Annotated in this window: 13 protein-coding genes and 2 tRNA genes; 9 read left to right on the top strand and 6 right to left on the bottom strand. The window is 71.2% G+C overall.

The features are described 5' to 3' along the window. Positions 1-40: 40 nt before the first annotated feature. The 5 genes from OG303_RS25785 to OG303_RS25805 all read left to right on the top strand — a co-directional run bounded on the left by OG303_RS25785 (position 41) and on the right by OG303_RS25805 (position 5070). Complete coding sequence (locus tag OG303_RS25785; RefSeq protein ID WP_405871233.1) at positions 41-940, top strand: bifunctional MaoC family dehydratase N-terminal/OB-fold nucleic acid binding domain-containing protein; 900 nt, start codon at positions 41-43, stop codon at positions 938-940. 32 nt (positions 941-972) lie between these two features. After that, positions 973-1377, top strand: coding sequence for a MaoC family dehydratase (locus OG303_RS25790; RefSeq protein ID WP_405877478.1), 405 nt, complete (start codon positions 973-975; stop codon positions 1375-1377). Beyond that, positions 1374-2540, top strand: coding sequence for a lipid-transfer protein (locus tag OG303_RS25795; RefSeq protein ID WP_405871234.1), 1167 nt, complete (start codon positions 1374-1376; stop codon positions 2538-2540). Before OG303_RS25790 ends, OG303_RS25795 begins: the two co-directional genes overlap by 4 nt. Before the next feature lie 158 nt (positions 2541-2698). Continuing rightward, positions 2699-3256, top strand: coding sequence for a SigE family RNA polymerase sigma factor (locus OG303_RS25800; protein ID WP_405871235.1), 558 nt, complete (start codon positions 2699-2701; stop codon positions 3254-3256). Positions 3257-3393: 137 nt separating this feature from the next. Continuing rightward, positions 3394-5070, top strand: coding sequence for a long-chain fatty acid--CoA ligase (locus tag OG303_RS25805; RefSeq protein ID WP_405871236.1), 1677 nt, complete (start codon positions 3394-3396; stop codon positions 5068-5070). 234 nt (positions 5071-5304) lie between these two features. Here OG303_RS25805 and OG303_RS25810 read toward each other — a convergent pair whose 3' ends face one another. Then, on the bottom strand, positions 5305-6561 hold the full coding sequence (locus tag OG303_RS25810; RefSeq protein WP_405871237.1) for an MFS transporter: 1257 nt from the start codon (positions 6559-6561) through the stop codon (positions 5305-5307). 139 nt (positions 6562-6700) lie between these two features. On the opposite strand from OG303_RS25810, the gene OG303_RS25815 reads away from it, so the two are divergent. Next, on the top strand, positions 6701-7279 hold the full coding sequence (locus tag OG303_RS25815) for a TetR family transcriptional regulator (protein WP_405871239.1): 579 nt from the start codon (positions 6701-6703) through the stop codon (positions 7277-7279). A 51-nt stretch (positions 7280-7330) separates the two neighbouring features. On the opposite strand, the gene OG303_RS25820 is transcribed toward OG303_RS25815, so the two are convergent. Both OG303_RS25820 and OG303_RS25825 read right to left on the bottom strand, forming a co-directional pair. Beyond that, entirely contained in the window at positions 7331-11497 is a 4167-nt protein-coding gene (locus tag OG303_RS25820; RefSeq protein ID WP_405871240.1) for a PAS domain-containing protein, read from the bottom strand. A gap of 286 nt (positions 11498-11783) precedes the next feature. Beyond that, positions 11784-12254 (bottom strand): SSI family serine proteinase inhibitor, encoded by a 471-nt coding sequence (locus OG303_RS25825; RefSeq protein WP_405871242.1) that lies wholly within the window; start codon positions 12252-12254, stop codon positions 11784-11786. A 171-nt stretch (positions 12255-12425) separates the two neighbouring features. On the opposite strand from OG303_RS25825, the gene OG303_RS25830 reads away from it, so the two are divergent. Together OG303_RS25830 and OG303_RS25835 are read left to right on the top strand one after the other, a co-directional pair. After that, a tRNA-Ser gene (locus OG303_RS25830) sits at positions 12426-12516 on the top strand. Between the two features lie 200 nt (positions 12517-12716). After that, a tRNA-Arg gene (locus tag OG303_RS25835) sits at positions 12717-12789 on the top strand. A gap of 166 nt (positions 12790-12955) precedes the next feature. Here OG303_RS25835 and OG303_RS25840 read toward each other — a convergent pair. Beyond that, positions 12956-13180 (bottom strand): hypothetical protein, encoded by a 225-nt coding sequence (locus OG303_RS25840; protein ID WP_405871244.1) that lies wholly within the window; start codon positions 13178-13180, stop codon positions 12956-12958. Between the two features lie 126 nt (positions 13181-13306). Then, on the bottom strand, positions 13307-13525 hold the full coding sequence (locus OG303_RS25845; protein ID WP_405871245.1) for a hypothetical protein: 219 nt from the start codon (positions 13523-13525) through the stop codon (positions 13307-13309). 158 nt (positions 13526-13683) lie between these two features. Here OG303_RS25845 and OG303_RS25850 point away from each other — a divergent pair, with 158 nt between their 5' ends. Continuing rightward, positions 13684-14262: a dihydrofolate reductase family protein gene (locus tag OG303_RS25850; protein ID WP_405871247.1), complete on the top strand. Its 579-nt coding sequence runs from the start codon at positions 13684-13686 to the stop codon at positions 14260-14262. 129 nt (positions 14263-14391) lie between these two features. Here the strand turns inward: OG303_RS25850 and OG303_RS25855 are convergent, their stop codons facing one another. After that, positions 14392-14661 carry a hypothetical protein gene (locus OG303_RS25855; protein WP_405871248.1) on the bottom strand — a complete coding sequence of 90 codons (270 nt, stop codon included), beginning with the start codon at positions 14659-14661 and terminating at the stop codon, positions 14392-14394. Positions 14662-14805 lie beyond the last annotated feature (144 nt).

The raw sequence follows: 14805 nt of genomic DNA on the forward strand, positions 1-14805 counted from the left end.
GTGTCAGTGCGATGCGGCAGGAGATGACGAGGGGGCGACGGTGAGCGATGAGCTGGGGGGACGGCTGAAGGCCTACGAGGGACGGGCCGCCGCCGTCGCCGGTGCGGGCAGGGATCCCGTCAACCTGCCGATGATCCGGCACTGGTGCGAGGCGATGGGAGACGCCAATCCGGCCTACGCGGGCCCCGAAGCCATAGCTCCGCCCACCATGCTCCAGGCGTGGATCATGGGCGGCCTGACCGACCACGAAGGGCGCTCGCAGGCGTACGACGAGCTGCTCGGCCTGCTCGACGAGGCGGGCTGCACCTCGGTCGTCGCCACCGACTGCGAGCAGGAGTACCTTCGACCGCTGCGCCCCGGGGACGAGATCACCTTCGGCACGATGATCGAGTCGGTGTCGGAGCGCAAGACGACCAAGCTGGGCACGGGGTACTTCGTCACGACGCGGACGGACGTCCGGGTGGGCCGGGCTCTCGTGGGCACACACCGCTTCCGCATCCTCAAGTACGCCCCGGCGCAGCGGAGTCAGGAGCCCCCGCCCCGCCCCCGCCCCGTCGTCAACCGCGACAACGCCGGCTTCTGGGAGGGCGTGAGACACCGTCAACTGCTCATCCAGCGCTGCACCGGCTGCGCCACGCTCCGCTTTCCCTGGCTGCCCGGCTGCAACAGCTGCGGCTGCCCGGACTGGGACACGGTCGAGGCGAGCGGCGAGGGCACCGTCTATTCGTACGTCGTCATGCACCACCCACCCTTCCCGGCCTTCACCCCTCCCTACGCGGTTGCGCTGATCGAGCTGTCGGAAGGCGTGCGGATGATCAGCAACGTGGTGGGAGCGCCGTACGACAAGGTGCGCATCGGCATGCCGGTGCGGCTCGAATTCCAGTCGTACGACGAGGAGCTGCTGCTCCCCGTCTTCCGTATCCGGGAGGACGCGACATGAGAGGACGCGGCATGAAGCACGCCATGAAACCCATGAAGTCCGGTGACGCGCTCCCCCCGCTGGAGATCCCGATCACCCGCACCCTGATCGTCGCCGGCGCCATCGCCTCGCGCGACTACCAGGACGTGCACCACGACGCCGAGTTGGCCCGGCAGAAGGGCTCCCCGGACATCTTCATGAACATCCTCACGACGAACGGCCTGGTCGGCCGCTACATCACCGACCACTTCGGCCCGACGGCCGTGCTCCGCAAGGTGGCCATCCGACTGGGGGCGCCCAACTACCCAGGGGACACGATGGTGTTGACGGGCTCGGTCGAGGAGGTCGACGGCGACACCATGACGGTGCGGGTGATCGGGGCGAACGGCATCGGCAGTCACGTCACGGGCACGGTCACGGTCACGGTCCCGGCGGAAGGACCAGGGGGTGCCGGATGAGCGTCCGCACCCGGGACGACCTCGGCGGGCGGGCCGCGGTCGTCGGCATCGGGGCCACGGAGTTCTCCAAGGACTCGGGGCGCAGCGAGCTGCGGCTGGCTGCGGAGGCGGTGCGGGCCGCGCTGGACGACGCGGGGCTGACGCCGGGCGATGTGGACGGGATGGTCACGTTCACGATGGACACCAGCCCGGAGATCACCGTGGCCCAGGCCTGCGGGATGGGGGAGCTGTCCTTCTTCTCCCGGATCCACTACGGCGGCGGGGCGGCCTGCGCGACGGTCCAGCAGGCGGCGCTCGCGGTGGCGACGGGGGTCGCGGAGGTCGTCGTCTGCTACCGGGCCTTCAATGAGAGGTCGGGCCGGAGATTCGGCTCCGGAGTGCAGCAGCGGGAGCCGTCGGCGGAGGGTGCGGCGCTCGGCTGGTCGCTGCCGTTCGGGCTGCTGACCCCGGCCTCGTGGGTGGCGATGGCGGCTCAGCGTTATCTGCACACGTACGGGCTGACCCCGGAGGCCTTCGGGCAGGTGGCCGTCGTCGACCGGAAGTACGCGGCGACCAACCCGGCGGCGTACTTCCACGGCCGGCCGATCACTCTCGCCGACCACGCGGCCTCGCGCTGGATCGTCGAGCCGCTCAGACTCCTGGACTGCTGCCAGGAGACGGACGGCGGCCAGGCGATCGTCGTCACCTCGGTGGAGCGGGCCCGCGAACTGCCCCACCCGCCCGCCGTCATAGCGGCGGCGGCCCAGGGCGCGGGCCGCGGGCAGGAGCAGATGACGAGCTTCTACCGGGACGACCTGACCGGCCTGCCGGAGATGGCCGTGGTGGCCCGCCAGCTGTGGCGCACCTCCGGGCTGACGCCGGCCGACATCGACGTGGCGATCCTGTACGACCACTTCACGCCGTTCGTGCTGATGCAGTTGGAGGAGTTCGGGTTCTGCGGCAAGGGGGAGGCGGCTGGGTTCGTCGCCGGGGAGTCGTTGCCGATCAACACACACGGAGGGCAGCTCGGGGAGGCGTACCTCCATGGGATGAACGGGATAGCGGAGGGGGTGCGGCAGTTGCGCGGGACGGCGGTGAACCGAATACCGGGGGTGGAGCGGGTGCTGGTCACGGCGGGGACCGGGGTGCCCACATCCGGCCTGGTCCTGACCGCGGACGGCTGAGCGAGGGGGCGGCCCCCAGGGGTCATCCCGCAGTACCCCCGATCCCCTTGTCCACCTTCAGGAGGTGCAGCTACCTCCACCCCTACAACCTGAGGCGGACCCGGCTTCGGGACCTGCGGCCGATCCGCCGGAGGTGCCCTCGCTCATAGCGTTGAGCCATGACCACACCCGTCTGCACCAGCGCTTCGACCGCTGCCGAGCCAGCGAAGCAGACCCTCGCGTACCCGTCGTTCGCGTCGTATGTGAAGGCCCGGCAGCCGGTGCTGCTGCGTACCGCCCGGTCGCTGACCGCGAACCCGAGCGACGCGGAGGACCTGCTGCAGACCGCGCTCACCAAGACGTATGTCGCCTGGGAGCGCATCGAGGACCATCGTGCACTCGACGGCTATGTGCGCCGGGCGCTGCTGAACACGCGCACGTCGCAGTGGCGCAAGCGCAGGGTCGACGAGTTCGTGTGCGAGGAGCTGCCCGAGCCGGAGCCCGTGCGCGGCGGGGACGACCCGGCCGAGCAGCAGGCGCTGCACGACGCGATGTGGCGGGCGATCATGAAGCTGCCCGCCCGGCAGCGGGCGATGGTCGTGCTCAGGTACTACGAGGACCTCAGCGAGGTTCAGACGGCCGAGGTGCTCGGAGTGTCGGTGGGCACGGTGAAGTCGGCGGTGTCGCGTGCGCTCGGCAAGCTGCGCGAAGACCCTGAGCTGGGGCTTGTGCGTTAATGCGCCGGCCTGGGGCCTGTTGAGGGCCGACCTGGTGGCAATTGGGAGCCGACGTGAAGTGATCGATCATCGGCACCTAGTGACATACCGCGCGGTATGTGCGCAGAATCAGCGCAGACCTTACCGCCGCGTAGGCAATGTCGCCCCGGGAGGACACCGTGCTGAGCACGATGCAGGACGTACCGCTGACCGTAACCCGCATCCTCGTCCACGGGGTGCTGGTGCACGGGCGGTCCCAGATCATCACCTGGACCGGTGAGGACGAACCGCAGCGGCGCAGTTTCGCCGAGGCGGGCACCCGCGCGGTGCAGCTCGCCAACGCCTTGCGCGACGATCTCGGCGTCCGGGGCGACGACCGGGTCGCGACGCTGATGTGGAACAACGCCGAGCACGTCGAGGCCTACTTCGCGATCCCCTCCATGGGCGCGGTGCTGCATACGCTCAACCTCCGGTTGCCGGCCGAGCAGCTGGTGTGGATCGTCAATCACGCGGCCGACAAGGTCGTCATCGTCAACGGCTCGCTGCTGCCGCTGCTCGCCCCGCTGCTGCCGAAGCTGCCGACGATCGAGCACATCGTGGTCTCCGGCCCCGGTGACCGTTCCCTCCTCGAGGGCGTCCGCCCCCAGGTCCACGAGTACGAGGACCTGATCGCGGACAAGCCGAAGACCTTCGACTGGCCGGAGCTGGACGAGCGCCAGGCCGCCGCCATGTGCTACACCTCCGGCACCACGGGCGACCCCAAGGGCGTGGTGTACAGCCACCGTTCGATCTATCTGCACTCCATGCAGGTCAACATGGCCGAGTCGATGGGCCTGACCGATCAGGACACCTCGCTCGTGGTGGTCCCGCAGTTCCATGTCAACGCCTGGGGCCTGCCGCACGCCACCTTCATGACCGGCGTCAACATGCTGATGCCGGACCGCTTCCTGCAGCCGGCGCCGCTCGCCGAGATGATCGAGTCCCAGCGCCCGACGCATGCGGCCGCCGTCCCCACCATCTGGCAGGGCCTGCTCGCCGAACTGAACGCGAAGCCGCGCGACGTCTCCTCCCTCACTCAGGTCACCATCGGCGGCTCGGCCTGTCCGCCGTCCCTCATGGAGGCCTTCGACAAGCTGGGCATGCACGTCTGTCACGCCTGGGGCATGACCGAGACCTCCCCGCTCGGCACGATCGCCCGCCCGCCGGCCCATGTGGTGGGTACGGACGAGGAGTTCGCGTACCGCCTGACCCAGGGCCGTTTCCCGGCCGGCGTCGAGGCCCGCCTCAGCGGCCCCGGCGGCGAGCGCCTCCCCTGGGACGGCGAGTCCGCCGGTGAGCTGGAGGTGCGCGGCAACTGGATCGCGGGCGCCTACTACAACGGCCCCGAGGCCGAACCCCTGCGCCCGGCCGACAAGTTCAGCGAGGACGGCTGGCTGAAGACGGGGGACGTCGGGACGATCTCCCCCGACGGCTTCCTCACCCTCACCGACCGCGCCAAGGACGTCATCAAGTCCGGCGGCGAGTGGATCTCCTCCGTCGACCTGGAGAACGCGCTGATGTCCCACCCGGACGTCGCCGAGGCCGCCGTCGTCGCCGTTCCCGACGAGAAGTGGGGTGAACGCCCCCTGGCCACGGTCGTGTTGAAGGAGGGCTCGAAGGCCGACTTCGAGACCCTGCGCGCCTTCCTTGCCCAGGAGGGCCGCATCGCCAAGTGGCAGCTCCCCGAGCGCTGGACGATCATCGAGGCGGTGCCGAAGACGAGCGTGGGCAAGTTCGACAAGAAGGTGCTGCGCAGGCAGTACGCCGAGGGGGAGCTCGACGTCACCAAGCTCTGAACGACGGCCGGTCCCGGCTTCTCACCCGGCCCGCCCCGGCTTCAACGCCGCCGGCCCCGGCCTCACCCTGCCGTACGCGGCCCTGCCCCCCGGACGCTCCGACATCGCCGTACGCCGGTCTCAGCACCGCCGTACGGCGACGGCCCCGGGTCCCAGGCCCCGGCACAGGCCCCGTCGTACGGCGACAGCCGCGGGCCCCGGGAGCCAGACCCCGGAACCGCCGTACCGCGGCATTCACCGTCGTACGGCCGTCGTCCCCCAGCCCAGCACCAGCCACAGTCCGGCCACCGCGCACACCCCGCCCCAGCCCCAGTCGCTGAAGGCGAGGCTCGCGAGGGCCGAGGCGGAGGCGCCGCCGGCGAAGCCCGCGACGACGTAGGCGCTGTTGGCGGTGGCCGGGGTCGAGGTCGTGGTGAGGGCGAGGGTCTGGTTGGCGACGTGCGAGGCGACGAGGGCCGCGTGGATGACGATCGCGGCCGCGAAGAGGGCGGCGATCACGTGCCCGCCCAGCCAGAACAGCGGTATGGACAGGGCGGCGAGCAGATACGCGGACCGTACGACCGTGGCGGCGCCGAAGCGGTCGACCAGTCCGCCGGCCAGGGGCGCCACCGCGCTCGCCGCGAGCCCGAAGAGGCCGAACAGACCGGCGGTCGCGGTGGACAGACCGTAGGACCCACCGGTCAGCAGCAGTGCGAGCGAGGTCCACAGGGCGCTCCAGGCGCCGTACATCCCGGCCTGGCGCACGCACGCGCGCCACAGGTCGGGCGAGTTGCGGACGATGGACGGCAGGGCGGCAAGGCCCGAGAACAGCGGGCCCTGGTGGCGGCGCGACTCCACGGGCAGGGCGCGTGCGGTCGCGAGGCCCAGTACGGCCGTCAGCGCGGCCGCGCCCACGAACGCCACCCGCCAGCCGAAGGCCTGGCCCACCAGACCGCCCAGCACACGGGCCGCCACGATGCCGGTGAACAGGCCGGAGATGACGGCGGCGACATGGCGGGCGCGGCGGTCGGCGGGGGCGCGTGCGGCGACCAGCGGGACGAGCAACTGCGGGACGACGGTGGCCGCCGAGGCGACCAGCACCGCGGCCGCGAGTGCGGTGGTCCCGGCGGCCGTGGCACCGACGAGCAGGGCCGCGGCGGTGACCAGGGACAGGACGGCGACCAGGCGGCGCCGGTTCACGCTGTCGCCGAGCGGGGCGAAGAAGAGCAGGCCGGCCGCGTAGCCGAACTGCGCGACCGAGGCGATCCAGGCGACCGCCGAGGGCGTCGAGCCGAAGTCGTGCGCGATGAGGGGGAGCAGCGGCGCCGCGAGATAGATGTTGGCGGCCGTGACGGCGGTGCACAGCGCGATGAGGGGGAGAAGCAGACGGGACGCGCCCCCCGACTCCCGAGCCGGGTTCCGGACCTCGGCCCCATCCTCGTACCGCTCCTGCTTCTGCTCCTGCTTCCGGTTGTGGTCCTGGTCCTGGTGGGTGGCGGCTGCTGACGACATGAGCGGACGGACTCCTTCGAGCCGACGTGGAGAAGCTAACAACTAACTGGTTGGTTGGAAGATGAACAGCCTGCACCGCCCGCCGATTCCCTGTCAACCAAATAGTTGGTTACCGGGCCGTGAGCGGTACCCTGCCCCCATGGGAGTCAGAGACCCCGAGGCCACCAAGGCCCGGATCTTCGAGGCGGCGGTCGCCGAGTTCGCGCGCCACGGCATCGCGGGCGCCCGCATCGACCGCATCGCCTCCGCGGCCAAGGCCAACAAGCAGCTGATCTACGCCTACTTCGGCAACAAGGCGGAGCTGTTCACCCAGGTCCTCGGCAAGTCCATGGTCGACCTCGCGGTTGCCGTCCCCGTCGTCACGGACGACATCGGGGGCTGGATCGACCGCCTCATGGACTACCACGCCACCCACCCCGAAACGCTGCGCCTCCTCTTCTGGGAGGGCATGGAGTACGGCACCACCGAACTCCCCGACGAGGCCGAGCGCCAGGAGCACTACCGCCGCAAGGTCGCCGCCGTCCAGGACGGCCAGGACCGGGGCGTCATCACCGACGCGATCCCCGCCCGGGACCTGCTGTTCCTGCTCATCGCCCTCGCCAACTGGGCCACCGTCGTCCCGCAGATGCGCCGCGTCCTGGTGGGCGCCGACGACACCGACCGGGACCGCCTGCGCGACTCGATCAAGGAAGCGGCGCGCAGGCTCGTCGCGAAGTGAGCCGTACGGGGCACCAGTTGGCGCGGGGCCCCAAGCGAGCCGTATGGAGCCCTAGTTGGTGCCGATCCGCGACAGCAGGTCGACGATCCGGCTCTGCACCTCGCTGCTGGTGGAACGCTCCGCGAGGAAGAGAACTGTCTCGCCGGAGGCCAGCCGCGGCAGGTCGGCCTGGTCGACGGCGGCGGTGTAGACGACGAGCGGGGTGCGGTTGAGCTGGCCGTTCGCACGCAGCCAGTCGATGATCCCGGCCTGGCGCCGGTGCACCTGCATCAGGTCCATCACCACCAGGTTCGGCCTGAGCTGCCCCGCCAGCGTCACCGCGTCAGCGTCGCTCGCGGCCCGCGCCACCTGCATCCCGCGCCGCTCCAGCGTCGCGGTCAGCGCCAGCGCGATCTCCGCGTGCTCCTCGATGAGCAACACCCGCGGCGGGTGCTGCTCGCTGTCCCGCGGCGCGAGCGCCTTCAGGAGTACGGCCGGATCGGCGCCGTACGCGGCCTCGCGCGTCGCCTGTCCGAGCCCCGCGGTCACCATCACCGGCACTTCGGCGGCAACGGCGGCCTGCCGCAGGGACTGCAGCGCGGTACGGGTGATCGGCCCGGTCAGCGGGTCCACGAACAGCGCGGCGGGGAAGGCCGCGATCTGCGCGTCGACCTCCTCGCGGGAGTGCACGATCACGGGCCGGTAGCCGCGGTCGCTCAGCGCCTGCTGGGTCGTCACGTCCGGCGCGGGCCACACCAGCAGCCGCCGCGGATTGTCCAAGGGCTCCGGCGGCAGCTCGTCGTCCATCGGCTGCGGCCGCGGGGTGTCCGCGATCTCGACGGCCCCACCGGGACCGTCCAGCGGCTCGGGCCCCTCGGCGGCGTTCTCGTCCGGGGCGCCTATGGCGTACGACCGCCCGGTGCCCTCGGTCACCGGCGCCAGCCGCGACTGCCCGGCCATCGACGGCTGCGGCTGGGGCTGGGACTGCGCCGGTACGGCGGTCTGTTCGGCCGACGGGTGCGGACGGGCCGCCTGCTCCGGGGCCGCGGCGGCGGGGTCGGTCCGCGTGCCGAGCTTGCGACGCCGGCCCCCACTCGCCGGGTTGGGTGGCGGGGGCGTGGCCGACGGCAGCTGCACCTGCGCTGCCTGCCGCGTGAAGGGCACGCCCTGGCCCAGGGTCCGGACACTGATCGCCCGGCCCTGGGTGGAGTTCGGATCGACGGGAGCGGCCGGTGCGGTGGGCGCTGCGGGTGCGGCGGCCGCTTCGGCGGGGAGGGGCTGGGCGGGCCGTGCCTGCGCCTGCCCCTGGGCCGCGGGGGCCTCCGGGGGAAGAGGAGTGCCGGGGACCGGGGTGGGCTGACCGGGAGTCGCCTCGGCCGGGAGCGGCCGGCCGGAGGCGGTGTCCTGGACGGGCGCGCCCGGCGCGGGAAGCGGCTGTGCGGCGGGAACCCGGGCGGGCGGCGCGACCTGGCCGCCGGCGTTCGGGGCCGGTGCCACCTGCGCGGGGACCGGCTGGCCGGGGGCCACCTGCACGGGAACGGACGCGGCCTGCTGCACCGGCGCCCCCTGCCCGGCGGTCTGCCCGCCCGCCTCCTGCGCCCCCGGCTGCCCCACGGCACGGCGACGGCGGCCGGTCGGCGCGCTCGTGGGGTGCGGTTGGGGCGGGGTGTGATCGCCGGACTGGTCGTGCAGAACGGCATCGTGCCGACCGTCGTCGACCAGGCCGTCACCGGAGGAGTCGTGCCCACTCGGGCCGGGAACCTGCGGCTGAACTTGAACGGGGACCTGCGGCTGAGCCTGAACGGGAACCTGCGGCTGCGCGGGAACCGGCGCCTGCCCCGGAAGCTGGGGCTGCCCCTGCGCCGGTACGGGTGCCTGCACCGGTACGGATGCCTGTCCCGGCGCCTGCGCACCCTCGGGCGCCCGATCGGCATCCGCCGGGGGAAGCGCGAACACCGAACGGGGGGCCGCCTCCTGCGCGGCGGCGCGGTCGTTCGCGGCGGCCAGGGCACGGCGGCGACGCCCGGTCGCCTCGGCCTTCTCCGCGGACACCGGCTGGTCGGCCGGGACGGGCTGCTCGGCAGGCGAGGAAGCCGCGGGCAGCGCCGCCGGCAAGGCGTGCTGTTCGCCGCCGTCGCGCCGCGCACGCCGACCGCCGGGCCCGGGCACGCCCTGCGGTGGCACGGTCCCGCCCAGACCCGTACCGACGGCCGCGGTCTGCACCGCATGCTCGCCGGCCATGACGACCGCACCCTCGGAGACACCGTCACCGGCACCCTCGGCCGACCGCCCACGCCGCCGCCCGGTGCCACCGGAAATCTCCAGGGCACCGGTGTGCGAGGCCGCGGCGGCCGCCGACTCCTCGACCGCCCGCCTGCGGCGACGCCCGGTGGGCACCCCGGTCTCCGCGTCACCGGTATGCACCGGGTCACCGGGCTCTCCCGGATTCTCGCTCTCCAGGAACGCGTCGACGGAGGACCGCCGGCCGTGCCGCCGCCCGCCACCCGAGGTCTGCTCGGACGAGAGGTCCTCGTCGAAACCCGGGTCCTGGGCCGGGACCTCGGCCGCGACGGCCCCGGCGCCACCCCCGATGGGCACCTCCAGCACGTACGAACTGCCGCTCATTCCCGGCACGTCGTGCGTCTGCAGCACACCGCCGTGGGCGCGCACGATCCCGCGCACGATCGGCTCGTGCACCGGGTCTCCCCCGGCGTACGGCCCGCGCACTTCGATCCGTACGACCTCACCGCGCTGCGCCGCCGCGACCACGACCGTGTTGTCCATGTAACCGCCCGCCGACACGGGCGCGTTGCCGGTCGCGTCGACGCCGGCGACGTCCGCGACCAGATGGGCGAGCGCGCTCGCCAGGCGCTGCGGGTCGACCTCGGCCTCGATGGGCGGCGCGTGCACGGCGAACTGCACCCGCCCGGGCCCGATGAGCTCGACGGCCCCGTCGACACCGGCGGCGACAACGGCGTCGAGCATCACCTTCGTGCGCGTGATCTGCTCGCTCCCGGCGTCGATGAGCTGATAGCCGAGGACGTTGTCGATGAGGGTGGTGATCCGCGAGTACCCGGCCGACAGGTGATGCAGCACCTGGTTGGCCTCGGGCCACAACTGCCCGGCGTCGTCCGCGGCGAGGGCTGCCAGCTCGCGCCGCAACTCGTCCAGCGGCCCTCTGAGCGACCGCCCCAGCAGCGTCAGCAGCTGCTCGTGGCGCCCGGAGAGGGCCTCGTACCGGTCCTTCTCCCGCTCGCCGAGCGCGGCGTACCGCTCCTCGTTCGCGCCGAGCTCCTCGTCGTGCTGCTCCAGCAGCCCCTCGAGCTCGGTGACGTGCTTCTGGCGCAGGGCGGTCAGCTCGGAGGCGTGCTCCTCGTCGATCCGCTCCAGCTCCTGGGCGTGCCGCTTCTCGAGTACGGCCTTCTCCTCGGCGAGCGAGTCGTACGACCGCCGGTCGGCGAAGGTCATCACGGCGCCGACGAGCTGGTCGCCGTCGCGCACCGGCGCGGTGGTCAGGTCGACGGAGACCCTGTCCCCGCCCTTGGCGAACAGCACCTGCCCGCGCACCCGGTGCTTGCGCCCGGAGCGCAGGGTGTCGGCGAGCGGCGACTCGTCGTATGGGAAGGGGGTGCCGTCGGCGCGGGAGTGCAGCACGAGGTCGTGCAGCTCCTTGCCGCCCAGATCGCTCGCCCGGTAACCCAGTATCTGAGCGGCGGCCGGATTGACGAGCACGATCCGCCCGTCGGTGTCCGTCCCCACGACGCCTTCGCTCGCGGCGCGCAGGATCATCTCGGTCTGCCGCTGCGACCGCGCCAGCTCCGCCTCGGTGTCGACGGTCCCGGTCAGGTCCCGTACGACGAGCATCAGCAGCTCGTCGCCGCTGTAGCCGTAACCGTCGTAGGCCTGCTGCGGGTTCTCGAGATTGGCGCTGGTGACCTCCACGGGGAACTCCGCCCCGTCGGTCCGCCGCGCGATCATCCGCGTCGGTTTGGTCCGCCCGGCGGGATCCATGTGATCGGGCCGTCGCATGGATCCGGGGATCAGCTTGGAGTCGAACTGCGGCAGCAGATCGAGCAGTCCCCGCCCCACGAGTGCGGTCCCGGGCGCTTCAAAGGCCTCGAGCGCGATGGTGTTCGCGTTGACGACGGTCCCGTTGGCGTTGACCAGCACCAACGCATCGGGCAGCGCGTCGAGTATGGCTGCGAGGCGAGCAGCGCCTCGGGATGGCCTGCTGCTCACGAGACGCTTCCTCCCTGTTACCGCACCTTGCCGACCGCTCGGGCCATCTTGCCAACCGCCCCGCGACGTGTCACGCGAGGGAGTCTACGGGCAGTGGTTGCGCTCGCGGCGCCGGATGAGAGGGAGGTCGCACGTCGAAGTGACGTAGAACGTGTGACCGCATCCCCTGGCCTGCACAGGGCTCCGCGAGACCTTCGCGGGACTTTTACGGACACCTGGGTTTCCCCCGGGAGAACCCTGTGCCCGAGCTGTCCTCGAGGCCGCTCGCCCTCACTCCTCACTCTCCTTACGGTCGTCCGTGCGGCCGCAGATCGGGCAGCAACGGCACGAGCCGGTTCCAACGGCCGATCTGACACCCGTCGCTGCGGTCGTACGACGCGTCGACGGGCCGCCCGGCCCAGGTCCCGGTGACATGCGCGGTGGCGGGCCCGCCGTACTGCATGGTGCAGAGGCTGCCTTCGGGCGCGGGCGCGAAGGTGTCCCTGCCCCACGAGGTGCCGTGATCGAGAGCCTCGCACGCGCCACTGACATCGGGGTGGGTGCCGCCCCCGGGATGGCAGTAGAGCTGAAACGTCCCGTCCGTACCGTCCCCTGCGTGCCGGACCGTGACGGTGAGGTGGTCGCCGGCCCGGTCCTCGTCCTGCACGGGCGGCGGCGCGACGGCGGGGTGGGCGACGCCGGCGTGGGCGACGGCGGGCACGACGGAGGAGGCGGCGGCGGAGGCGGCGACGACCAGAAACCGAGCGAGCTGCAACATGACCTGACTAACGCCCCGCCCTCCAGGACGTTGCGCGCCCCGCCCCACCGGCGGCAAAGGATTTTGCCCTGTGGCCTGCCTGCCTAGTACCGTGGGAGTCGATTGGTGACACCGCGCTCGACTGTGTCATCATCTGCACGCACCACTCGCGCTCGCGCGGGCGGCTGTGCGGGAGGCGTCGCCTAGTCCGGTCTATGGCGCCGCACTGCTAATGCGGTTTGGGCCTCAAAGCCCATCGAGGGTTCAAATCCCTCCGCCTCCGCGCATGATCACCGAAGCCCCGGTCCACCCGACCGGGGCTTCGTAGTTCTCACGACCGCTGACAGACCCCCTGAAGGGCCATTTCCGCAGCTCACAAGGGGTATGGCAAACGGATTTCACATGGCGGCGGCAGTCATGTAATGTTCTTCCTGTCGCCGCGAGCGGGCCGAAAGGACCAGGATCGGCGGGAAAACAAAACAAGCACTCGTAGCTTAACGGATAGAGCATCTGACTACGGATCAGAAGGTTGCAGGTTCGAATCCTGCCGAGTGCACACAGGTGAGAGGCCCCGCAGAGATGCGGGGCCTCTTGCGTTTTGATCGGTCGGCCGAGGCCTGAGCGCCGGGGCACCGGATGTCTCGGATCTCCACAACTGGCTCGCCCCACCAACCCAGTTGGAAAGCACCTTGGCCCAAGGCCCCCTCCCGGCCGGGAGGGCGTCAGCTGCTTGGTTCCGGGTTCCAGTGGTCCGGTCCCACTCCGCGCCAGTCGATCCACGGCGCCGTCGCGACCTCGGCCGGGTCGATCTCCAGGCCGGCTCGGCGGAGGAACTCCGCCAGATCGGCCGCGTTGTGGGCCAGGCCGAGGATCTCGCCGTCCACGCGGACGCGCCGGCCGCCCGTGGGAGACGGCGGATGCACGGTCACGCGAATCGGTCCGGACATGTCTTCAGGATCGTCCGGGTCGCACGGTCCCGCATTCCACTGCGTCATTCGAGGACCCTTCAGCTCCGTTTCCGGACGGCAGAGCGCGTCGCGTTGAACCGCGGGTGGATCCGGGGGCGGAGCCACTCAGCTCACGTCCCGGTCCGACCGTCCCAGGGCACGCAGTTCCCACCACTCCGCGGCGCCTGGTCGCCGTTGCCGCCAGTAGGGGTGGAAGAACAGCTGAGTCCACAGCCGGTGCAGATGTCGGCGCAACTCGGTACGGCCGGGCTGCTGCGCAAGCTGCCGGTAGGTGGCGCTCCACTCCTGCTGCGCCTGGGCGAGGTCGGCGGGAAACGGTCGCATGCAGAAATTCAATCATGTGTTCGATTTCCGAGTCCATCGAGGAGGAGGGTTCGCCTGTGATGTTCAGCGGCAGGAGTGACGTCCAAGGGCGATGAGTCTCGCCGTGGTTGCCGGTCTGTATCTCCAGGACGCGATCGACCGCACTCGAGGAGAGCATCATGACCGCTATGTACACGTTCGATGTCTTTTCCAGCCTCGATGGCTTCGGCGCCGCCAGCGGCAACTGGACCGGCTACTGGGGCAAGCAGGGCCCCGAGTTCCTCGACCACCGCCTCGACCAGTACGGCGAGAAACAGCGGATGGTCTTCGGGGCCAACACCTATCGGGCGTTCGCGCGGATGTTGGCCTCGAGCACCGAGGGGTCCGAGGTGCGCGATCCATGGGTCACGCGGATGAGGAGCCTGCCGGCGACGGTGGTGTCGACCACTCTGGAAGGGCCCCTCGACTGGCCGGATGCGAACGTCGCGAGCGGGGACGCCGTCGACGTCGTCGCTCGGCTCAAGGAGGAGTCCGAGGTGCCGTTGCGCTCGCACGGCAGTCTGGCGATGAACCGGGCGCTGATGGCCGCCGGTCTGGTCGACCGCGTCCAGGTGACGCTCTTCCCTGTGATCACCGGTCAGACCGGGCTGGCCCCGATCTTCCAGGGTGCGGCCGACTTCGACCTCGAACTGATCGAGCACCGGACGCTCGACGGCGACATCCAGGAGCTCGTCTACCGGCCCACCCTGCATGTCTGAGTCCGTCCATGCATCCCATCCGTCCAGCAACGCCCGTGGGCGGACGCAGGGCGCGGCGCCCGGGCCTGTGAAGGCCCGGGCGCCGCGCCCCGGTTCGTTACGTGAGCTGCTTGAAGCGATTGCCGGTTGCTACCAACCGCCGCCGTGATTGCAGCCCATTTGGGAACCGACGGGAGCGACCTGCGCGCCCGGGTTGCCCTCGCCGTTCAGCAGGTTGCCGCCCAGGCCGTTGAGGATGCCGACCTGGCCAAGGATGTCGATGTTCATGTCGTGGGACTTGCATCCGCCACCACCGCCATGGACGACTTCCACGCTCTGGGCGCTCGCCGTGCCGGTGCCTATGAGGCTGAAGATACCGAGGATCGCGGCTGCAACAGCAGCCTTGGGAAGCTTGCGCATTACTCCTCCTTGAGTCGACAAGAGCGCACCATTGAAAGATCCACTTTGCGCTCAACTCGGAGGCTAATCCGATATGTCCCGCCGCGCTCTCCGGGGCTGCCATCCGTGGCTCCGGGTGCTCAACCGGCCTACACAGGCACTCGC

It is taken from the genome of Streptomyces sp. NBC_00005 (assembly GCF_045160215.1).
Classification (GTDB): Bacteria; Actinomycetota; Actinomycetes; order Streptomycetales; family Streptomycetaceae; genus Streptomyces.